Here is a 21,066-nt window from a genome sequence, read left to right on the forward strand (position 1 = left end):
GAAAACGTTTGTTTTCGAGGCGCGAAGCCTTGGGAGGAGCGGAGTTACCAAAATGGGTAATGAGCACCGGACAAGACGAGCAACAAAGAAAGCGAGCGTTTGCGGGCAGCCTGAGCGGATTTCTTTCTCCATCTTACTTACTCGGCTAAAATATTTTCTAGCAAGCTTTTGTTAAATTCTTTCTCGCGGAACATGGCAATTTCATGCTTGTAAGGTGCCTTTTTATTATTTTTATCCTCACCTACATAAGGAGTTTCAAGAATTTTTGGGATATCCATTAATTGAGGGTGGTGAACAATATCGTTTAATGCCTTAAATCCGATATGGCCAAATCCAATATTCTCATGTCTATCCTTACTTGCGCCACGTTCGTTTTTACTATCATTAATATGGAGCACTTTTAAACGATCAATGCCGATAACTTTATCGAATTCATTCAATACCCCATCAAAATCTTCGACAATATTATAACCTGCATCATGGGTATGGCAAGTATCGAAACAAACAGATAGACGCTCATTATGAGTTACCCCGTCAATAATCATTGCAATTTCTTCAAATGTTCTTCCACATTCTGAACCTTTGCCCGCCATTGTTTCTAAGGCAATTTGCAACGATTCCCTTCCGGTTAACACTTCATTCAACCCTTCAATGATTTTCTGAATTCCTGCTTCCGCTCCTGCGCCGACATGGGCACCTGGGTGGAGCACAATTTGCTTAGCGCCAATCGCTTCTGTACGCTCAATTTCACTTCTTAAAAACCGGACTCCCAGCTCAAAGGTATCAGGATTGGTCGTATTTCCAATGTTGATAATATAAGGTGCGTGGACAACGATTTCATCAATGCCGTGCTCTTTCATATGTTGGCGTCCTGCTTCAATATTTAAATCTTCAATTTTTTTGCGTCTCGTATTTTGCGGTGCACCTGTATAAATCATAAAAGTATTAGCACCGTATGATACAGCTTCTTCACTTGCAGATAAAAGCATCTTTTTTCCGCTCATTGATACATGCGATCCAATTTTCAACATCATTATCTCTCCCTTAACATAAACATTACTCACTTATTTTCTTTTTAAGCGATTTTGACGCTTTCTAATTTTATCAACCTCTGATTGCATTTTTTTCTTATAACCAGGTTTTACCTTCTTCGGTTTTTTCACAATTGCTTTCGCCATAACATCAATCTCATCCTGCTGTCTTTGCCGTTTCTTTCTTTTGTTGCGATCGCTAATTTCAATGATCTCCCCATCTTTTAAGTCAACGTTTTTAAACTGGATTCCAAGGTTTTCTAGCCGATTAAGCGCATCCTCATCTGACGAACTGTAAATCGTTAAGGCAACACCTGAATAACCCGCACGTGCAGTCCTCCCTACACGATGGACGTAAAAGTCTAAATCTGAAGGAAGCTCATAATTAATAACATGGCTTACTCCCTCGATATCAATTCCCCTTGCCGCTAAGTCTGTTGCGACAATGTATTGAAATTCTAAATCCTTAATTTGTTTCATCATTTTTTTGCGTTCTCTAGGGCTAAGATCGCCATGAATCCGCCCAACTTTTAGACCTTTATTTGTTAACGCAAATGCTACTTCTTCAGCCATTTTTTTTGTATTTGTAAACACAATCGCTAAATATGGATTATATGCCGTCAACACATCATAAACTACTTCCTTTTTATTACGATGGCGGGCGGGCAATAAATAATGAGCAATTTTTTCTGCTGTTAATTGTTTCGGTTCAATATGAATGTATTGAGGATTTTCCAAGTATTTCTTCAAAAACGGCTTTAACTTTTCAGGGATTGTTGCAGAGAAAACGAGCATTTGCAGTTTTTCTTGCATTTTTGAAGCAAATTGATCAATGTCTTCAAGAAAACCCATGTCAAGCATTAAATCTGCTTCATCAATAACAAGTGTAGTCGATTTATGAATGAAGAGCGCCTGCTCCTTCGTTAAATCATTAATCCTCCCTGGAGTACCAACGACAATATGTGGCTGAACCTTGAGCTTTTCGATCGTTCTCTGCTTGTCCGTCCCGCCGATGAATAAACGTGTTAAAATTTCTTCATTACTGAATTCTGTTATGTTTATAATCTCTTGGTAAATTTGACTTGCAAGTTCCCGCGTCGGTGCTGTAATCACCACTTGTACCTCTTTTTTGGTTGGATCAATTTTATCGATGAGCGGTAAAATATAAGAATGGGTTTTTCCCGTTCCCGTTTGCGACTGTCCAATAACACTTTCTCCTCTTTGGACGAGAGGGATCAATCTTTGTTGGATTTCGGTTGGTTCATGAAATCCGATCTTCTGTAAAGCCTTCATCACAAATGGTTGAAATCCATATATATTAAATTTCGATTCTGCCATAGTTCTACTCCTTCATTAACTTCGCCCGTTTTCGGACATCATCTACCCATTATAATCGAGAATTGTTATTTGTGCCAATTAAGGATGTTTTCTTATCCTTTATACCAAATTCCTTAGAAATCCGCAAAAGTACTTAACGATTCCAGCCTAAATGCATACCTTAATAGGAGAGAATCTATGCATATGTCTAAAGGCTAAAGATTGAAAGGAGGAAGAACATGCCACCAAGAATGAGAGCTCCTTTCCCTCCACCTGGAAACCCAGCCATGCGTTCTATGATGCCTAGAGGTGGGCCTCCCATGAATAGGATTGGATTTAGACCGCCACAACCGCAACGGGGCGGTGGCGGTGGACTGTTGGCCAGAATATTTGGAAATCGCGGGAGTCAAAGAGCAAGCTCAAATCCTTTTTCTTTCCCCACTTCCACTGCAGCCGGGCAAGCCACTAGCCGTGGTGGAAGCAGTGGCGGTTTGTTAAAAACCTTAACCGACCCGAATGCGTTAAACGGATTTCTTGCGAATACTGAGAAAGTGCTCAATACTGCACAGCAGATCGGTCCAATGGTTCAGCAATATGGTCCAATAGTCAAAAATTTACCTTCATTATGGAAGCTGTATAAAGGCTTCAGAGATCTCCCTTCCGACACTGAAGATGATGCTCCAAAAGAAGAGACAGACAAAAAAAGCACGAAGAAAAACAACGGCCAAACGAAAAAGAAAAAAAGTTCAAGTTCTGAAGAGCATAAAGAAACAAATCAAAAGAGAAGTTCTTCTGAAAACAATATATCCGTCCCAAAACTATATATTTAATGGATGGATAATTTCCTGAAAGAATGCTGTTACAAGCGTTCTTTTTTTATGATCGACTTTTGAGAACTATTTTGATCCATATCATGCAAAGCTTTAGTTTTGCATGATATTTGCCCTGTACAGCGATTTTTTTAACATCTTTATGCTTAAATTCTAGCTTCTCAACGTCCCTTGACAAGGTCTAAAATTTAACTGCCCTCTATTTCTACGGCCATATCACTACAGAAAGCCCTCTAAATCAGCAGTATTGGAGCTATCAACACTCTTCCCATTTCTTTTTTCCAGCTTCCTCAAATTGAGGTTTTAGACATAATCCTTTATAATAGGTTCGTAGGAGAAGAATACGTTATAATGATTAAAAATAATTTCTGTGTTTATTGCACGGCATTCAATCAATTTCTGCTTTTTTGTTTAAAAGTGAGAGGTTGACTAATAGATTAAGAGCAATCTTCGCTTTTAGGAGGTTTCAAAATGAAAGTTATTAAAATTTCTCCACGCGGCTACTGCTATGGTGTCGTTGATGCTATGGTCATTGCAAGAAATGCTGCTTTAGATAAAACATTGCCCAGACCAATCTATATTCTTGGGATGATTGTTCATAACAAGCATGTCACAGATGCTTTTGAAGAAGAAGGCATTATTACATTAGATGGAAGCAATCGTAAAGAGATTCTTGAAAAGGTTGACCAAGGTACGGTTATTTTTACCGCTCATGGAATCTCTCCTGAGGTTCGGGCGTTAGCCAAGGAAAAAGGGCTTGTAACGATTGATGCCACTTGTCCTGATGTGACAAGAACTCATAATCTTATAAGAGAAAAAAAAGCAGAAGGATTTCAAGTGATCTATATTGGCAAGAAAGGTCATCCAGAGCCTGAAGGAGCCCTAGGTGTTGCTCCTGGCATCGTGCACCTCGTTGAGACAGAAGAGGATGTAAATAGACTTCAACTCAATCACGATAAATTGATCGTCACAAACCAAACGACGATGAGCCAATGGGATGTTGGTCATATTATGGATCTCCTAAAGGAGAAATTCCCTCATGCTGAGTTTCATAACGAAATATGTAATGCTACTCAAGTAAGACAAGAAGCTGTAGCGCAAACGGCAGGAGCTGCTGATGTAACAATCGTCGTCGGCGATCCAAAGAGCAATAATTCTAACCGATTAGCACAGGTTTCAGAGGAGATTGCTGGAACAAAGGCTTATCGAATCGGTGATGTAAGTGAACTGAATATAGACTGGATTAAAGATGTAGAAACTGTCGCTGTTACTTCAGGTGCATCAACACCGACCCCCATAACAAAGGAAGTTATCTCATTTATTGAGCAGTTCGATCCAAACGATCAATCCACTTGGAATGTAGAAAAAAAGGTGCCTTTAAGTAAAATCTTGCCAAAAGTAAAAAAAGTATAGCCGGGCTGTCGGCTATACTTTTTTTATCATTGCCATAAATAAATCATTTCAACATTGCTTTTTACACATCTGCTAAATAAGACCGGATTTACTTTAGCGAGAAGTATTGAGCATCATCCTGCACTTTATTCGTTGCAAAGAGACGTCAGCGCCTAGATATTTACATAAAATGAAATGGGTCTGTATTTGGTTTAGAGGCGATAAAAGAAACATTCAAACCCTTGGCCTGACACATTTTAGTCAGGACATCGACAACCCCCTGTTTCATAATCATTTCAATATGATGACCTGGATCGATAATATTCAACCCTTCCATCATTGCATCATGGGCAACATGATAATACATGTCCCCTGTAACATAAACATCTGCCCCTTTAAACTTCGCAGCGCGAAAATACTTATTGCCGTCGCCACCAAGTACAGCAACTTTTTTTATCCGCTCTTTTAGGTTTCCGACGACCCTCAAGCCAGTTACCCCCAATGCCTGTTTAACATGCATGGCAAATTCCTCTAATGACATTTCATCTATATAGCCAATTCTTCCGAGCCCTAATGCCTCTCCTTTGTTGTCTAATGGATAAATATCGTAAGCCACCTCTTCATAAGGATGGCTTTTAAACATAGCAGAGAGAACCTTTTTTTCCAAATGGGCTGGGAAAATGGTTTCTACTCGAGACTCATTCACACTTTCTAGCTTACCGTGCGTGCCGATATGGGGATTCGTATTCTCCCCAGGAAGGAATTGCCCCGTTCCATTAGTGGAAAAAGTACAATGACTGTAATTACCGATCGCACCAGCTCCCGCATTTCCTAATGCTTGTTTCAGTGCTTCTGCGTTTTCCTCCGGGACATAGACAACTAGCTTTTTCAGTTTCACTTCGTAGGTCGGAACAAGAACCTCCGTATTTGTTAATCCTAACGCATCTGCCAATAGATCATTTACCCCACCTTTTGCCACATCTAAATTGGTATGGGCAGCATAGACAGCAATATCATGCTTAATAAGTTTTTCAATGATCCTGCCAGATGTCTGTTCAGTTGTAATTTTTTGCAGTGGACGAAAAATAATCGGATGATGGGCAATAATAAGTTCAGCGTTAGCAGCAATTGCTTCATCGACAACTTCTTCCAGCACATCTAATGCTACCAATACCTTGCTAATCGGTTTATTGAGACGGCCGACTTGCAAGCCAATCTTATCTCCCTCCATCGCATATGCTTTAGGTGAAAATTGTTCAAATAATTCGATCACTTCATAGCCATTTGCATTCTTCATTAATCCAATACCTCCTCTACCAACAGTATCTTGTTGCTTAACTCCATTCTCTTCTTTTGATTGTCTTCATTTTCGGCAGCTTCTTCAAGCCTGCCTAATATTCTTTTCCAATTGGCCACTTCACTCCGCCATTTTTTCACGAAGGGCATTTTTTTTTGCTCGATTAAAAACGGGCCCATTAATAAAGACGCTGCAATATTCATATTATGATAAGGCTTATTGGGCTCACCTTTTTCAGCGACTAGTATTTCATAAATTTTCCCGTCTTCTTCCAAAATTTCTTCCGCCACTAGCTGCCAACCATGTTCCAATAACCAGAGCCTGATTGACTTAGCACTTAAATTTGGCTGCAGTATGAGTCGTTTAACATTTGTAAGCTTTGCTTCACCAGAGTCAAGAATGCTTGCGATCAACGCTCCACCCATTCCCGCAATTGTTATGCAATCGACTTCATCGTTAGAAATGACCTCAAGTCCATTTCCTTTGCGCACATCAATCCTATCCGATAAGCCTTCAGCTTCGACCTGCTTTTTAGCAGACTGGAAAGGGCCTTCTACCACTTCGCCAGCAATGGCATAGCTGACTATTCCTTTTTTCACGACATGGCATGGCAAATAGGCATGATCTGAACCAATATCCGCAATCCGACTTCCTTCTGGTATGTATTCCGCTACAGTTTGCAGACGCTGCGATAATTTATCAATATTCATCTCTTCACCACTTTTTCAATACTATAGGGGCTGTCCATTTTATAAGTATAGAAAAAGTCCTTTACATATGCAAAGGACCTTATAATACTATTTTGTTTTATTCTAATCCTGCAAGCCATTCAGCCATTGCTTCTTCTTGACCTGGAACTAGTCCTCCAGGCATACCTCCCTGAGTTCCATTCGTTAAGATTTCAACAATTTCCTCTTGACTAAATTTATCACCAACACCAATTAATGCAGGGGCAGTGGCACCCTCATAATTACCACCATGGCAAGCAACACAACCTTTTTGTTGGTAAAGCTCCTCCGGAGTTGCAGATGCCAAGTCTTCCGTTTCTGCACCGCCTTTTTCTTGCTCAGCCGCAATTTCTTTCATGTCTCCAACACCTTTAAAAGACATTAAGAACATGGCAGCCACCCCAATGACCATAATTAAAACAAATGGAATAATTGGATTCCGATTCATTGCTTTTAAACCTCCCTTATGTAAAAAACGCCAGTCCCATAGATTTAGTCAATTCCATAATGAGCTAAAGGCAAAAAACGAACCTTTATACATACGTAGAGCAAAAAATGAGATCATTTCATCGCGTTCGTTCAATCCTATTGCAGAGCCATTATGAAAAGGACAAATATAAATACAAACAACTTTTATTTTACTCGAAAAATGATTGAAGGAAAAGACCTAAAGTAAAGTTTATCACAGTAAGTTCAAAAAAAAGTCAAAAACTTCACTAATAAACGTGAAGTTTCATCGGTTATGATTTGTTATTTTGTTATTTTTTATTCTAATCAATCTTTAACAGCCAATTTGGCGTGCAATGACCATCCGTTGAATTTCTGAAGTCCCTTCCCCAATTTCCGTTAATTTTCCATCTCGAAAATAGCGTTCGACTTCGTACGCCTTCATATATCCATAGCCACCATGAATTTGTATCGCTTGGTCGGCAACCTCGCAACAAATTTCAGAGGCATAGAGCTTGCACATCGATGCTTCCTTTGTAAAAGAGCGCCCAACGTCTTTTAACCATGCTGCTTTATAAACCATATTGCGAGCGAGTTCAATCTTCATCGCCATATCTGCTAACTTGAATTGAATTGCCTGAAATTTTGAAAGGGTTGTTCCGAATTGTCGTCTTTCTTTTGCATATTGCAGCGCTTTTTCATAGGCTGCTTGAGCAATTCCTACCGCCATCGCCCCTATTCCAATTCTTCCCCCATCTAACGTAATAAGAAATTGTTTAAATCCCTCACCTTTTTTACCAAGCAGATTTTCAGTCGGAACTTCAACATTGTCCAGAACAAGTTCTGTCGTATTTGAAGCGTGTAAGCCCATTTTTTCATAATTGTTTTTAACTGAAAACCCTGAAGTATCAGTTGGAACAATTATTGCACTTATTTGTTTTTTTCCATTTACTTGACCAGTCACAGCGGTCAACGCAAGATGGTTTGCGTAGCTGGCATTGGTGATAAAACACTTGCTTCCATTAATGAAAAATGAGCCATTCTCTTCCTTTGCCACTGTTTCCGTACCTGCAGCATCAGAGCCTGCATTAGGCTCCGTTAGCCCAAATGCCCCGAGAGAACGGCCTTCACAAATGGGTACTAAATATTCCTGCTTTTGCTTTTCCGTTCCAAATAATGCGAGTGGAGCACCCCCTAATGAAATATGAGCAGAATACGTGATGCCTGTTGATGCACAGGCCCTGCTTAATTCCTCTGTAACAATCGCAAAGCTGATTGTATCAGCTCCCCCTCCCCCATACTCTTCGGGAAAAGGCAAGCCCATCATCCCCATTTCACCAAGTTTGTTGAAAATATCTCTCGGAAATTCCCTTTTCGCATCACGTTCAATTGCCCCTGGTTCAACCTCTTCCTTCGCAAACTCCTTAATCGTACGTCGAATCATATTTTGTTCAGGCGTTAATTCGAAATTCACGAAAACTCCCCCCTTGACCTGACGATGCAATCGCTTACAATGATAGTATGAAGAAAATTCGTGAATTATCTCTGTATTTCTAAAAAAGCTAGGCATTAACCTAAAAAATTTGGATCAAAATAGATATTGTGAGAAGGACTAAACCAAGATATCCAGAAATCAAAAAATATACAAGCCTTAACTTTTTCCCTGTTATGATCCATAACAAGCAGTTCATACATAGTACAACATAGAGAATGAGCATATTGTCGCCCATGAAATTTGTTGCTATTTCCGCACTGGACAGTAATAAAAGAAGACCCGTCATAATTAAAGCAATGTGATATTGTATGCCTTTTTTGAAAAAATAATATGTGAGCAATATTCCCATTATCGTAAAAAGAACTGCAACCCCTATTTGCAAATCGAAAGATAATTCTGTAAAATAAAAGAAAAAAACATATATTGGAATTAACAGGATCGGAAGAATAAATTGCTTCTGAAATACTTTTTTGATTTTTTTTGAGTTAGACTGCTGAGGATGGTCTCCTTCCGTATATAAAGTTAATAAATAGTCACAATACTGTTCAGGAAGCATCCTGTTTTCCTTCCAGGTCATAATTTCTTTTATGATAATCGTTTTTCGCTTTTCATCCATGGTTTCGCATCCTTTATTATAAAAGGCTATTCCTTATAAAAAGAAAATAGCTTACTTCAATTGTAAGAAGTAAACTATTTTCTAGCAATAACTTTCTTAATATTTTATTGAAGCTTTATTCTAAAAAGTCTTTTAATCTTTTGCTTCTGCTTGGGTGTCTAAGCTTGCGAAGCGCTTTTGCCTCAATTTGTCTTATCCGTTCACGTGTCACTCCGAAGACTTTGCCCACTTCTTCTAGTGTACGTGTGCGTCCGTCATCTAATCCAAAGCGCAGACGTAGCACATTTTCTTCTCTATCGGTTAATGTATCAAGAACATCTTCAAGCTGTTCTTTTAATAATTCATATGCCGCATGTTCAGAAGGTGATGTTGCATCCTGATCTTCAATGAAATCTCCTAAATGCGAATCATCTTCCTCACCAATCGGAGTTTCAAGAGAAACAGGCTCTTGCGCAATTTTTAAAATTTCCCGGACTTTATCTGGTGTTAAATCCATATCTTCCGCGATTTCTTCTGGTGTCGGTTCACGTCCTAAATCTTGAAGAAGTTGACGTTGGACACGAATTAGTTTATTAATCGTTTCCACCATGTGAACCGGAATCCGAATCGTTCTTGCTTGGTCAGCGATTGCACGAGTAATCGCTTGGCGAATCCACCATGTTGCATACGTGCTAAATTTAAAACCTTTACGGTAGTCAAACTTTTCAACTGCTTTAATTAAGCCCATATTTCCTTCTTGAATTAAATCTAGGAAAAGCATTCCGCGTCCGACATAACGCTTTGCTATACTAACAACGAGACGAAGATTCGCCTCAGCTAAACGGCGCTTTGCTTCTTCGTCACCATCTTCAATTCTCTCAGCTAAGTTAATCTCTTCTTCCGCAGAGAGTAGATCAACGCGCCCAATTTCCTTCAAATACATACGAACTGGGTCATTAATTTTCACACCAGGAGGAACACTGAGGTCGTTTAAATCAAACTCTTCCTCACCTTTTGAAAGTTCCTGCACATTCGGATCACTATCATCATTCTCATCTACAAGTTCCACACCATGCTCCTCTAAGAAAGCATAAAATTCATCCATAGTATCCGAATCTAATTCAAAACTGGACAGTTTTTCCGCAATATGATCATAGGCGAGAACACCTGTTTTCTTTCCTACTTCTGTTAATTGTTCCTTTGCTTGTTCTAGGGTCAAATCTGAATCAACCTCTTTTGAACGGGCCGACTTTTCAGCCATATGTACCCCTCCTTCTAAAAATCACGAAAACGATTGAAATTTTTACTTTTATCGTTAAAATTTTGGTTATTTTTCATTGCATAACCTTCATTTTGAAACCAATATTGATTATAAGGATTTTCTGAGCTGAATGATTTCCATCGCAACTCGAGCCGCGCCAGAAAAATCAGATTCTGTCTCTAATTGTTGCCGTTCCCTCTCTTTTTCCTTTATCATTAACAACTTTTGGTGTTTCAACACCTGATTAATGTAATCACTTAACTCTTGTTCACTCAGTTCTTCATTAACAGACATCATTTCGATGTTCGCGATAACCCGCCTAAGTTTATCGTCTGACAAAAAGTTCATAAACTGACTTGGATTGGGCTCCATTCCTTTTTCATAATATCCATATAAATAAGTAATAATCGCTTGATGCTCATCAATATTAAAAGAATGACCTGAAAGCCTCTCTTGCACTTTATAGGCTATATTAGGATCTCTCATCATGTGGTAAATTAATCTTCTTTCAGCATTGTGAAAGGCTGGTTTTAATGGTTCAATCTGCCTATTGGAGACAAATTTTTGTTTTTGTTCCGTAAAGGACTGTCCTTGTTTTTTTCTTTTCTGTGCAAAATAGAGCTGCTTCTGTTGCTCTTTTAAAGCATCCAAGGAAAGAGAAAACTCATTCGAAATCTGCCTTAAATAATGATCCCGCTCCACCGCCTTATCGAGCTGGCTAATTTCCCTTAATACTTCTTCGATATACTGCAAGCGATCTCCTTCGTTTTGCAGATCTTTTCCTCTTCTGAAGTACAATAGCTTAAAAGCCATGAAGGTCATGCTTGAACCGATGATTTCTTTTGTAAATCTATCTTCTCCGTATTTCTTAATATAATCATCCGGATCCAGACCATCAGGCATCATCGCAACCCTCACTTGGGAGCCAGCTTCACTCAACAAATTGGCTGCACGATAAGCCGCTTCAATTCCTGCATTATCAGAGTCATAGCAAACCGTTACCGATTCACTATTCCTCCTAATTAAAGCAACGTGATCACTTGTTAACGATGTTCCCATTGTAGCAACACCATTTTCAATTCCAGCTCTGTTTGCTGCGATACAATCGGCAAAACCTTCAAATAGTACAACCTGCTGTAATTTTCGCATGCTCGATCTTGCTAAGTGAAAATTATATAAAATTTTACTTTTATTAAAGATTGCTGTTTCGGGACTATTTAAATATTTAGGTTCTTCTGACCCCAATGATCTCCCTGAAAATGCAATCGTATTTCCCTTTTGGTCAAAAATAGGGAACATAATTCGATCGCGAAAACGATCAAAATAAGTTCCGTCCTTTTCTCGTTTAATAATGAGACCTGATTTTTCCAGTATAGAGGGTTCGAATTTTCTCTTTGTCAAAAATTTATAAACAAATTCCCATGAATTTAATGCATATCCGATTTGAAATTTCTCGATCGATTCTATTGTAAATCCTCGATTAAGCAGATATTCCAAAGCGTGCTGACCGTCTTTTGTATTCACCAGCAAATGATGATAAAATTTACGTATTAATTCATGAGCTTCAATCATTTGTTTTAATTCTTTTGAAAAAGAAGTCTCAGTCGTAGATGTAACCTGTGATGACGTAATATCTAACGCGATATTTGCTTTTTCAGCCAGTTTAATCGCCGCTTCAGGAAACGTGAGACTGTCAAGCTCCATAATAAACGAGAAAACATTTCCTCCTGCTCCACACCCAAAACAATGGTAAATTTGTTTATCTGGTGAAACGGAAAAGGATGGTGTGTTTTCACCATGGAATGGGCATAAACCCATGTAGTTACGCCCTTGTTTTTTTAGTTGCACATAGTCACTAATGAGGTCAACTATATCAACGGCTTGGCGAATTTCATTTATTTTGTCTTCCGGAATTCGCACTTGCATTGAAAACAACTCCATATATTGAATTTCGTAAGGTCATAACATGAAAAAAGAAATGTTCATCATAAGCTCAATGATGAGATATTCGGCAAAAATCAAAGAACCCCTTTAATTTTCGACAATAATTTAGTGAAATTTTTTTCAAAGCAGATTCGATCGTCCGTCGTGAATGGCTTCGGTCCCTTGCCATACTTCCCTTGTCTTCGTGCTTTAGCCGATAAATATCGCATATGCAGGGCAGCTTCAATATCTTTTTCATCATACAAGCTTCCGCGTGGGCTAAGGACAGAAACGTTTTTTGCCAATAGGGTTGAGGCTAAACCAATATCCTGTGTAACAGCTATGTCACCAGCATGAACATGATTCATGATAAACAAGTCTGCAGCCTCTTTATCTGAATCAACATAATGCCAGCTCCCGCCTAAAGTGTTATTTGTCATATGATTGTAGGAAGCAACAAAGGAAACAGCCACACCAAAATTCTGAGCAATTTCGACAATTTCCGCTTTTACCGGACAAGAATCGGCATCCACAATGACCTTTATATTTCCTAATGTACTATAAATTCTACATCACTCCACATATTCCTGCTTAAAATAGGAATAAGTTTTAAATCTTGAATTTGTCGAATTTTCTTTTGGTTCTGAACTTGACTTCTATTCATAATTAGTTTATTCGTTCGGAAGTAAGTCTAAACCTATAATAAACATTTTTATCACAATTTTTTATTATAGTATAAACAATAGTATTTTTCCATTATTTTTTCTTTCATAATAAAAAACTTTATTAAACAATATGATGGTTCAAACGATTTTTGACTCATTTCGTGTGAATCAAGGTTTCCCCCACCTTTTTGGGTTATGCTGAAAAAGTTCGGCTAAAGATCGAACACTGGCATATAACAAAGCCAATAAAAAAGAAAACTAGCACAAAATTTATGCACTAGTCACACTCACTTATTGAGATATTTTTCTTTTATAATACTGATTTAAAATGATATTTGCTGTTTCTTCCACAGCCTTGTTCGTCACATCAATGGTTTGGCAACCAATTTTGGAAACAATTTTCTCAAAGTATTCAAGTTCTTCGTTAATTCTCGTTAAGTTGGCATAGCTCGCTTGATCATTTAGTCCTAGGGAAATTAAACGCTCCCGTCTAATACTATTTAATTTTTCCGAGCCGATTTTTAATCCGAAGCATTTTTCAGACGAAGTTTGAAAAAGCTCCTCAGGTGGGTCGACTTCAGGAACTAACGGTACGTTAGCAACTTTGAGTCGTTTATGGGCTAAATATTGCGAGAGTGGCGTTTTCGATGTGCGCGAAACACCAACAAGGACGATATCAGCTTTCAAAATCCCTCTCGGATCTCTTCCGTCATCATACTTGACTGCAAACTCGATTGCCTCCACCTTTTTGAAATAGTCTTCATCGAGCTTTCTTACCAATCCTGGTTCAAAAAGCGGTTTTATCCCACTTGCTGCTTGAATTTCATCAATTAATGGCCCAATGATGTCACAGGCATAGATTTGCTCTTTCTTGCTCGCTTGCTTCATATAGTTGCGAATCTCTGGTTTTACCAACGTATAGGCAATCATTCCCTTGTCCATTTTCACAAGTGAGATAACTTCATCAATATCTTCAATATCTTCTACATATGGGAATCGTTTAATGGTGGTATTGCTACCATTAAATTGGCTGACTGCAGCCTTTGTTACAAGCTCTGCTGTCTCCCCAACAGAGTCAGATACAACATAGATGATTGGAACCTTTCCCATTTAAAAAACCATCCCCTCTGTCACTTTTTCGACTATGTTTTCCCTTATAGAGCTTTGTAGCTACAAAACAAAAGATGCTTTACACTCATTTTCAAGTCAATTTTCACAGATCAAGTTTTTGCATCCATTTTTTAAGGCCCCTGTTTCGATAAGCAATAGCAGTATATGTACAAATAACCATTTATTCATTATTGGCAAGGGCAACCAGCGCTTTTGTTAAATTCGTTTTCGTAACTCTGCCAATCACTTCAAATCCTTTATCTGTTTCTTTAACGACAGGTAAAGCATCAATTTGTTTATCAATTAATTTACTTGCTACATCAATTAACAAATCTTCTTTTACACACATCGTAATATTGGGCATCCTTGTCATTATAATATTAACCGGGAGAGTCGTTAATTCCTGCTTGCCAATACTTGCGCGAAGTAAATCTTTCCTAGACAGCACTCCAACTAAAAGATTTTTCTGATCTACCACAAATAGTGTTCCCACATCTTCGAGAAACATCGTTACGATCGCATCATATACAGAGATATTTTCATTGACAACGACCGGAATAGATTGATAGTCCTTTACATACAGTTTTTTGAGACTCTCAGTTAAAAGCTGCACCCCTGATTTCCCTGTATAAAAATAGCCGACCCTCGGTCTAGCATCTAAATAACCTGCCATCGTTAAAATGGCCAAATCTGGTCGCAGCGTAGCACGAGTTAAGCTTAACCGCTCAGCAATCTGCTCTCCAGTTATAGGACCATTTTCCTTCACGATTTCTAAAATTTGCTCTTGTCGTTTGTTCAGCTCTATTGTACTCACCACCTAATCAACCTAGTGAATAATGCTATACTTTATGACTATTATTATATACTACTTAAAGTTGTACTGAAAGTTTTTACTTAATGGACTATGCCAATATTCCGAAACTATCAGCAAGAGCCCGCTCATGTAGAGCAGGCTCTTACAAATAAAAAGACAATTGGATGAATTCTCCGACTTATACCGTTTTCTATTTCACGATTATTTCAGTAACATCAGCAAAACCTTTAATCACATTTGCTACTCTCGCTAATAAACTCAGTCTATTTGTTCTTAACTGTTCATTCTCAACCATAACCATTGTATGCTCAAAATAGTTGTTGATCGACGCCTTTAATGATACAAGTAATTGAAAATACTCTTCTTCCGTTACTTCAGTTTCTAGAGCATTCTCTACTGCAATCAACGCTGTATTCAGCTCGCTTTCCTGCTCATTTTCAAATAATGCTGAATCAACATTCACCAGCGTTTCCGCCTTTGCAGCAATATTTATCACCCTGCTCAGAGCTTCAATCGTTTCTTTAAAATCAGCATCCTCTTTATGAGCATTCAGTGTTTCTGCTTTACGCACCAGCACTGCTACACTTCCTATTTTTTGCGAAATAATAGCATCAATAACGTCATAGCGAATGCCCCGTTCCTGTAGAACGTACTTTAACCTAAGTTTAAAGAAAGCAATCAGTTCATTCTCTAAATCAGCTCTCGTCATCTTTGAAAATTGAGCTTCTTCAATCGAGTCAATTGCAAGCAAAATAAGTTTCTCAAGTTCGACATGCCAGTTTTTATTGATCAGTGTTTGCACGATTCCAGTCGCTTGCCTTCTTAATGCATACGGATCTTGAGAACCGCTTGGAATCAATCCGATTGCAAATGTAGATGCAACTGTATCTAATTTTTCAACAATTGCCAATGCCGCTCCTGGGTTCGATCCCGCTGTATCATCCTCCGCATTTCTAGGCATGTAATGCTCATTAATCGCTTTCGCGACTTCTTCCGCCTCGCCCTTTTGAATAGCGTATTTCTCACCCATAATCCCTTGAAGCTCAGGGAATTCGTACACCATATTCGTAACGAGATCAAATTTACTTATTTCTGCAGCACGATTCGTAATATTTTTTTCCTCATTTGAAAAATTCAATTCAAGTGTTAACTTATTAGCTAATCGTTTAACACGTTCTACCTTTTCAGCTAAAGTGCCAATTTCTTCATGATAAACAATCGTTTTAAACTTTTCTAAAGCCTTGTTAATCTCAAGTTTCTGGTCTTCCTTATAGAAAAATGCCGCATCGGCTAACCTTGCTCTTAGCACTTTCTCATTCCCTTTTGCGACGGTTTCGAGGTGCTGGTGATCACCGTTTCGAACTGTTACAAAAAAGGGAAGAAGCTTTCCGTCTGCTGACTTTACTGGGAAGTAACGTTGGTGTTCCTTCATTGATGTTATTAAGACCTCTTCCGGTAGTTCAAGATATTCTTCTGCAAACTTTCCGAAAAGAGCGGTTGGATACTCGACTAAATTATTTACCTCTTCCAGCAAATCCTCATCAATTGGAATAACCCAATTATTTTCTTCTTCTATTTTTTTCAATTGTGATACGATAGCTGCTTTTCTTTCCCCACTATCCGCAATTACATACTGTCCTAAAAGAGTAGTAACATACTCCTCCGGTGCAGGAACTTCTACCCTTTCCCCGAGAAAACGATGTCCCATTGTCCAATTGCTTGTTGCTACATTTGCGATTGTAAACGAAATAATCTCGCTGCCATACATAGCAACTAACCATTTGATCGGGCGAATATATTTCATATCCTCATTTGCCCAGCGCATATTTTTCGGAAAAGTTAAGCCGGTAATAATTTGCTTTAATTCAGGTAAAAGCGAACGGGTTTCTCCCCCTTTAATAAATTTTTCAACATGAGCATATTCAACGCCGCCGATTTCCTTAAAGTAAATATCATCAACACTCATTCCTTGTCCACGGGAAAAGCCAACAGCAGCTTTAGACCAATTACCATTTTCATCCATAGCAATTTTTTTAGCAGGTCCTTTCGCTTCTTCCTGAATATCCTGCTGCGACTCGGAAACTTCCTTCACGATGACTGCCAAGCGACGCGGCGTCGAGTATGAGTAGATTTCTCCAATCTCAATTTTTTGTTCGATAAACCATTTTTGAATTCTAGCAGTAAATTGCTCAATCGAACTTGTGACAAAACGTGCAGGCATTTCCTCTAAACCGATCTCAATTAATAAATCCTTACTCATGGCTCATGTCCTCCTTTGCCTGTAAAATCGGAAAGCCAAGCTTCTCCCTTTCCTCATAAAATGTTTTCGCGATTTTCCTTGCTAAATTGCGACAGCGGCCAATATATCCAGTTCGTTCAGTAACCGAGATAGCCCCTTTAGCATCTAACAGGTTAAAAGTATGGGAGCATTTTAACACATAATCATAAGCTGGATGAACAAGACCTTCATCCATCTGACGATGTGCTTCCTTCTCATAAATATTGAATAAATGAAAGAGCATTTCTGTGTCCGATGTTTCAAATGTATACTTAGAATGCTCGAACTCAGGCTGAAGGAAAATATCTCTCACCGTAAAACCTTCTGTCCATTCTAGATCAAAAACATTTTCCTTTTCTTGAATGTAGGAAGCTAAGCGCTCAATTCCATAAGTAATCTCAACGGAAACAGGCTTACATTCTAATCCACCAACTTGTTGAAAGTACGTAAACTGAGTAATTTCCATACCATCAAGCCATACCTCCCAGCCTAGACCAGCACAACCAAGTGATGGATTTTCCCAATTGTCCTCAACAAAACGAATATCATGCTCTAACGGATTAATTCCCAATGCCTTTAAAGAATCTAAGTAAAGCTCTTGAATATTATCTGGAGAAGGTTTCATAATTACCTGAAATTGATGGTGCTGATAAAGACGATTTGGATTTTCTCCGTAACGTCCATCTGCCGGTCGACGAGATGGTTCGACATAAGCAACATTCCAAGGTTCTGGGCCGATTGCACGCAGGAAAGTATATGGACTCATCGTACCGGCTCCTTTTTCGACATCATAGGCTTGCATGAGAATGCAGCCTTGATTAGACCAGTGCTTTTGCAGTGTTAAAATCATGTTTTGAATATTCATCGTTTCTTCCCTTCCTTCTCATTTTCTAGCATATAGAAACAAAAAAACTCCCGTTCCATATGCTTTTAGTAAGCATAGGGACGAGAGTTTACCCGCGGTTCCACCCTATTTGCTGCCACTGATGACAGCCACTTTCTAACGAACGCTCCGGAACGCCCTTCCTTAACGCCCTATCTCCTAGCTTACACCATCCTAGGATCGCTTTCATAGAGAAATGTTAAGTACTCTTTTCCTTCTTCGCGTATTGTAATTTCAATTATAATATCGAAAAACAAAAAAATTGTCAATTATTCATCACGTATAATCGCTGCTCATTAAAAACAAACCCCGTAATCCAACGAGAGGCAAAGAAACTCTTACAATTTTTCATAAGTTAAATGATGAAAAAGCAATATGAAAATGACTATAGCTAGTTTTTCTCATCCAATCCTTTAATTTGATCCATTTGTTTTAAAAATCGTTTTGTTTTTAAATTCAGGCCTGAGTACTCATCATAATAGGCAGATATAATCATTTTTAATTCTTTCTTTGTTTCCTCTTTAACGGAGATAGTTCCCAATCTTGAAATATCAATGAAATAAAATAACCGCAAAAGCTGTACGGTTGCTTTTGAAATCTTATAATGATACGGGTCTTTCTCAAGACACTGGTGACAAATAAAGCCTCCTTCTCGAATCGAAAAGGAGAACTCACCTTCGGTATTCCCACAAATGGAGCACTGATTAAGCACTGGATACAATCCAAGCATATTAAGGATTTTCATCTCATAAATATTCATTAATATCTCTGGATCGATGCCTTCGTTCATATAGTTTAGAGTTTGATAAAGAAGCTCAAACAGAAAAGGATTCGGTTTTTTCTCATCTGTAGCTTTGTCTGTTAAATCAATGATATAGCTTGCATAGGCGGTAAGAAAAATATCTTCCTTAATCCCTCTCATTGAGGAAAGAATATCCCCTTGTTGAAGATTTCCTAAACCTGAACCTTTCTTAATTAAGAAATATCCATATGTAAAAGGTTGGGTGACGGCCGCTAAGCGGCTGTTTGGCTTTTTCGCCCCTCCAGCCATCACACCAACCTTTCCCCATTCTCGGGTATATAAAGTGACAACCTTATTCGCTTCACCATAATGACTTGTTCGAATGACGATGCCCTCGCATTTTTGCAGCATCGACCATCACCATCCATCCTATAGCAGGACAAAACTAGAGATATGGAAACTTCTCTGCTAGCTCGTTGCTCTGATTTTCGGGTATTTCTTGATTTTCTTTCTCCAATTCCTTGTAGAGAAGATACGTGTCAATATTACCTGTCTCTGAAAAGATTCTCCAGGTAAAATCCAACATCAAAAACCCCACCTTTCAATTTTTCGACTAGCAATTACTATCCCAAATCCTTAACCTTATCATAGCCCTGACATCTAAATTTCATGTTACATAAATATTGTTAAAACGACCAATACATAGGGAAAGCTCCCGCTCACCTGCCAGTTTTTTTAGACAAGTAAATGTCTCGAAACAGGCATATTCTAATGGCTTCCATAATAATTTAGAAAAAAGAAGAATGTTAGTATTCATCCTCTCGAAAACCGAAATCACGAAGCTGAGTCATTTTATTGCGCCAATCTTTTTGTACCTTCACCCACAATTCCAGAAAAACCTTCGTCCCTAAAAGGTTCTCTATGTCAATTCGCGCTCTTTTTCCAATTTCTTTAAGCATGCTACCTTGCTTACCAATAATAATCCCTTTTTGCGAATCTCTTTCAACAATGACTGTAGCCATCACATGAACGACATCACTGTCTTCCCGACGTTCCATCTTCTCAATGACCACGGCTAGAGAATGAGGAATTTCCTCCCGTGTCAAATGGAGCGCTTTCTCTCTAATCAATTCTGAAACAATAAATCTTTCAGGGTGATCGGTTACTTGATCTGCTGGGTAAAACTGTGGACCTTCAGGCAAATACTTTTTAATTTGCTCAAGTAATGTTTCAACATTATTACCTTCTAGAGCAGAAATTGGGATCACTTCTGCAAATGGGTGCCTCTCTTTATAGGATTCAATTAACGTTAATAATTGATCAGGATGTATTTTGTCAATTTTATTAATCACTAGGAAAATAGGTGTCTTCACACTCTTAAATTTCTCAAGGATAAATTCTTCTCCTCGGCCATAACCCTCTTCAGCATTGACCATAAACAAAACGATATCAACTTCTTTGAGAGTGTTTTGAGCGACCTTCATCATAAAATCACCAAGCTTATGCTTTGGTTTATGAATTCCTGGCGTATCAATAAAAATGAGCTGGGCATCATTCGTTGTGAGCACACCTTGAACCTTATTTCTAGTTGTTTGCGGCTTATCACTCATAATGGCAATTTTTTGTCCAATCACTCGATTTAAAAATGTTGATTTTCCTACATTGGGACGTCCAATAATAGAAATAAATCCTGACTTATGTTGTCTAGTTTCTTCTACGTTAGTCATGCAAATCCTCCGGTGTAAATGCTCCAGGCAATAATTCTTCTATCGTTAGTTCTTTAATATCCCCTTTTAAGTTCGTTAAAACTACTTTCATATCTTTTGGGCACAATTCCGCAATTACTTGGCGACATGCACCGCATGGAGGGACAGGTCGGTCCGTATCTGCTACTACAGCAAGAACAGTAAAATTCCTAACCCCTTCAGAAACAGCTTTAAACAATGCTGTTCTTTCTGCACAGTTCGTCATGCTATATGCTGCATTTTCAATATTACAGCCATGATAGACCTTTCCATCGGCTGTAAGGAGGGCAGCTCCGACTTTAAATTTAGAGTATGGTACATACGCTTTATCCATTGCGATCTTTGCTTGTTCGATTAATTCTGCTTGATTCACCAATTACTACTTCCTTTCATAACGAAGACTACTACTTCCTATATTTTACCGTATTCTTGCCGAGATTTCATTAGTTGTTGCAAAATTGTAATAAAAGAATTTGAATTTTCTAAAAAATCAACCTTACGGGTAAAATATAT

The 21,066-nt window shown here is 38.5% G+C and carries 20 protein-coding genes and 1 other annotated feature; of the genes, 2 read left to right on the forward strand and 18 right to left on the reverse strand.

Annotation, left to right across the window (positions count from 1 at the left end; genetic code table 11):
- Window positions 1-137: 137 nt before the first annotated feature.
- Window positions 138-1,031: a deoxyribonuclease IV gene (locus tag FCJ93_RS12645; RefSeq protein ID WP_095306842.1), complete on the reverse strand. Its 894-nt coding sequence runs from the start codon at window positions 1,029-1,031 to the stop codon at window positions 138-140.
- 33 nt (window positions 1,032-1,064) lie between these two features.
- Window positions 1,065-2,369, reverse strand: a complete 1,305-nt coding sequence (locus tag FCJ93_RS12650; RefSeq protein WP_095306843.1) for a DEAD/DEAH box helicase — start codon at window positions 2,367-2,369, stop codon at window positions 1,065-1,067.
- A 299-nt stretch (window positions 2,370-2,668) separates the two neighbouring features.
- Here FCJ93_RS12650 and FCJ93_RS12655 point away from each other — a divergent pair, with 299 nt between their 5' ends.
- Complete coding sequence (locus FCJ93_RS12655) at window positions 2,669-3,178, forward strand: YqfQ family protein (RefSeq protein ID WP_235879472.1); 510 nt, start codon at window positions 2,669-2,671, stop codon at window positions 3,176-3,178.
- A gap of 471 nt (window positions 3,179-3,649) precedes the next feature.
- On the forward strand, window positions 3,650-4,591 hold the full coding sequence (locus FCJ93_RS12660) for a 4-hydroxy-3-methylbut-2-enyl diphosphate reductase (protein WP_137743850.1): 942 nt from the start codon (window positions 3,650-3,652) through the stop codon (window positions 4,589-4,591).
- Between the two features lie 160 nt (window positions 4,592-4,751).
- Here the strand turns inward: FCJ93_RS12660 and FCJ93_RS12665 are convergent, their stop codons facing one another.
- The 16 genes from FCJ93_RS12665 to FCJ93_RS12740 all read right to left on the reverse strand — a co-directional run bounded on the left by FCJ93_RS12665 (window position 4,752) and on the right by FCJ93_RS12740 (window position 20,926).
- Window positions 4,752-5,867: a Nif3-like dinuclear metal center hexameric protein gene (locus FCJ93_RS12665; protein WP_095306845.1), complete on the reverse strand. Its 1,116-nt coding sequence runs from the start codon at window positions 5,865-5,867 to the stop codon at window positions 4,752-4,754.
- The gene (locus FCJ93_RS12670) at window positions 5,867-6,577 is read right to left on the reverse strand and encodes a tRNA (adenine(22)-N(1))-methyltransferase (protein WP_137743851.1); all 711 of its coding nucleotides are present in this window, start codon (window positions 6,575-6,577) and stop codon (window positions 5,867-5,869) included. Before FCJ93_RS12670 ends, FCJ93_RS12665 begins: the two co-directional genes overlap by 1 nt.
- A gap of 97 nt (window positions 6,578-6,674) precedes the next feature.
- Window positions 6,675-7,043, reverse strand: coding sequence for a cytochrome c550 (gene cccA, locus FCJ93_RS12675; protein ID WP_095306847.1), 369 nt, complete (start codon window positions 7,041-7,043; stop codon window positions 6,675-6,677).
- A 333-nt stretch (window positions 7,044-7,376) separates the two neighbouring features.
- Window positions 7,377-8,516 (reverse strand): acyl-CoA dehydrogenase family protein, encoded by a 1,140-nt coding sequence (locus FCJ93_RS12680; RefSeq protein ID WP_095306848.1) that lies wholly within the window; start codon window positions 8,514-8,516, stop codon window positions 7,377-7,379.
- A gap of 100 nt (window positions 8,517-8,616) precedes the next feature.
- Window positions 8,617-9,153, reverse strand: a complete 537-nt coding sequence (locus FCJ93_RS12685) for a hypothetical protein (protein WP_137743852.1) — start codon at window positions 9,151-9,153, stop codon at window positions 8,617-8,619.
- 115 nt (window positions 9,154-9,268) lie between these two features.
- Entirely contained in the window at window positions 9,269-10,393 is a 1,125-nt protein-coding gene (gene rpoD, locus FCJ93_RS12690) for an RNA polymerase sigma factor RpoD (protein WP_095306850.1), read from the reverse strand.
- 108 nt (window positions 10,394-10,501) lie between these two features.
- The gene (gene dnaG / locus FCJ93_RS12695; protein WP_095306851.1) at window positions 10,502-12,319 is read right to left on the reverse strand and encodes a DNA primase; all 1,818 of its coding nucleotides are present in this window, start codon (window positions 12,317-12,319) and stop codon (window positions 10,502-10,504) included.
- 92 nt (window positions 12,320-12,411) lie between these two features.
- Window positions 12,412-12,849, reverse strand: a complete 438-nt coding sequence (locus FCJ93_RS12700; protein WP_095306852.1) for a YaiI/YqxD family protein — start codon at window positions 12,847-12,849, stop codon at window positions 12,412-12,414.
- Window positions 12,850-13,272: 423 nt separating this feature from the next.
- Window positions 13,273-14,091: a pyruvate, water dikinase regulatory protein gene (locus FCJ93_RS12705; protein ID WP_095306853.1), complete on the reverse strand. Its 819-nt coding sequence runs from the start codon at window positions 14,089-14,091 to the stop codon at window positions 13,273-13,275.
- Between the two features lie 181 nt (window positions 14,092-14,272).
- On the reverse strand, window positions 14,273-14,908 hold the full coding sequence (locus tag FCJ93_RS12710) for a helix-turn-helix transcriptional regulator (RefSeq protein WP_095306854.1): 636 nt from the start codon (window positions 14,906-14,908) through the stop codon (window positions 14,273-14,275).
- A 187-nt stretch (window positions 14,909-15,095) separates the two neighbouring features.
- Complete coding sequence (gene glyS, locus FCJ93_RS12715; protein WP_095306855.1) at window positions 15,096-17,165, reverse strand: glycine--tRNA ligase subunit beta; 2,070 nt, start codon at window positions 17,163-17,165, stop codon at window positions 15,096-15,098.
- Entirely contained in the window at window positions 17,158-18,048 is an 891-nt protein-coding gene (glyQ, locus tag FCJ93_RS12720) for a glycine--tRNA ligase subunit alpha (RefSeq protein ID WP_095306856.1), read from the reverse strand. The genes glyS and glyQ overlap by 8 nt, the downstream gene beginning before the upstream one ends.
- A 73-nt stretch (window positions 18,049-18,121) precedes the next feature.
- Window positions 18,122-18,295: a binding site (T-box leader), on the reverse strand.
- Between the two features lie 162 nt (window positions 18,296-18,457).
- The gene (gene recO, locus FCJ93_RS12725) at window positions 18,458-19,219 is read right to left on the reverse strand and encodes a DNA repair protein RecO (protein ID WP_095306857.1); all 762 of its coding nucleotides are present in this window, start codon (window positions 19,217-19,219) and stop codon (window positions 18,458-18,460) included.
- Window positions 19,220-19,253: 34 nt separating this feature from the next.
- Window positions 19,254-19,394: a YqzL family protein gene (locus FCJ93_RS12730; protein ID WP_019154550.1), complete on the reverse strand. Its 141-nt coding sequence runs from the start codon at window positions 19,392-19,394 to the stop codon at window positions 19,254-19,256.
- 220 nt (window positions 19,395-19,614) lie between these two features.
- Window positions 19,615-20,535, reverse strand: coding sequence for a GTPase Era (gene era, locus FCJ93_RS12735; RefSeq protein ID WP_095306858.1), 921 nt, complete (start codon window positions 20,533-20,535; stop codon window positions 19,615-19,617).
- Complete coding sequence (locus tag FCJ93_RS12740; protein WP_095307115.1) at window positions 20,528-20,926, reverse strand: cytidine deaminase; 399 nt, start codon at window positions 20,924-20,926, stop codon at window positions 20,528-20,530. The genes era and FCJ93_RS12740 overlap by 8 nt, the downstream gene beginning before the upstream one ends.
- Between the last annotated feature and the right edge of the window lie 140 nt (window positions 20,927-21,066).

The organism is Robertmurraya siralis, assembly GCF_005502275.1.
Taxonomy (GTDB): Bacteria; Bacillota; Bacilli; order Bacillales; family Cytobacillaceae; genus Robertmurraya; species Robertmurraya siralis.

What these genes read in the sequence shown, in the direction of transcription:
- glyS (WP_095306855.1), bottom strand. Translation starts at nt 17,165, where the DNA reads ATGAGTAAGGATTTATTAATTGAGATCGGTTTAGAGGAAATGCCTGCA.
- FCJ93_RS12660 (WP_137743850.1), top strand. Translation starts at nt 3,650, where the DNA reads ATGAAAGTTATTAAAATTTCTCCACGCGGCTACTGCTATGGTGTCGTT.
- era (WP_095306858.1), bottom strand. Translation starts at nt 20,535, where the DNA reads ATGACTAACGTAGAAGAAACTAGACAACATAAGTCAGGATTTATTTCT.
- FCJ93_RS12655 (WP_235879472.1), top strand. Translation starts at nt 2,669, where the DNA reads ATGAATAGGATTGGATTTAGACCGCCACAACCGCAACGGGGCGGTGGC.
- FCJ93_RS12645 (WP_095306842.1), bottom strand. Translation starts at nt 1,031, where the DNA reads ATGTTGAAAATTGGATCGCATGTATCAATGAGCGGAAAAAAGATGCTT.
- FCJ93_RS12705 (WP_095306853.1), bottom strand. Translation starts at nt 14,091, where the DNA reads ATGGGAAAGGTTCCAATCATCTATGTTGTATCTGACTCTGTTGGGGAG.
- FCJ93_RS12730 (WP_019154550.1), bottom strand. Translation starts at nt 19,394, where the DNA reads ATGTTGGATTTTACCTGGAGAATCTTTTCAGAGACAGGTAATATTGAC.
- glyQ (WP_095306856.1), bottom strand. Translation starts at nt 18,048, where the DNA reads ATGAATATTCAAAACATGATTTTAACACTGCAAAAGCACTGGTCTAAT.
- rpoD (WP_095306850.1), bottom strand. Translation starts at nt 10,393, where the DNA reads ATGGCTGAAAAGTCGGCCCGTTCAAAAGAGGTTGATTCAGATTTGACC.
- FCJ93_RS12665 (WP_095306845.1), bottom strand. Translation starts at nt 5,867, where the DNA reads ATGAAGAATGCAAATGGCTATGAAGTGATCGAATTATTTGAACAATTT.
- recO (WP_095306857.1), bottom strand. Translation starts at nt 19,219, where the DNA reads ATGCTGCAAAAATGCGAGGGCATCGTCATTCGAACAAGTCATTATGGT.
- dnaG (WP_095306851.1), bottom strand. Translation starts at nt 12,319, where the DNA reads ATGCAAGTGCGAATTCCGGAAGACAAAATAAATGAAATTCGCCAAGCC.
- cccA (WP_095306847.1), bottom strand. Translation starts at nt 7,043, where the DNA reads ATGAATCGGAATCCAATTATTCCATTTGTTTTAATTATGGTCATTGGG.
- FCJ93_RS12650 (WP_095306843.1), bottom strand. Translation starts at nt 2,369, where the DNA reads ATGGCAGAATCGAAATTTAATATATATGGATTTCAACCATTTGTGATG.
- FCJ93_RS12670 (WP_137743851.1), bottom strand. Translation starts at nt 6,577, where the DNA reads ATGAATATTGATAAATTATCGCAGCGTCTGCAAACTGTAGCGGAATAC.
- FCJ93_RS12685 (WP_137743852.1), bottom strand. Translation starts at nt 9,153, where the DNA reads ATGGATGAAAAGCGAAAAACGATTATCATAAAAGAAATTATGACCTGG.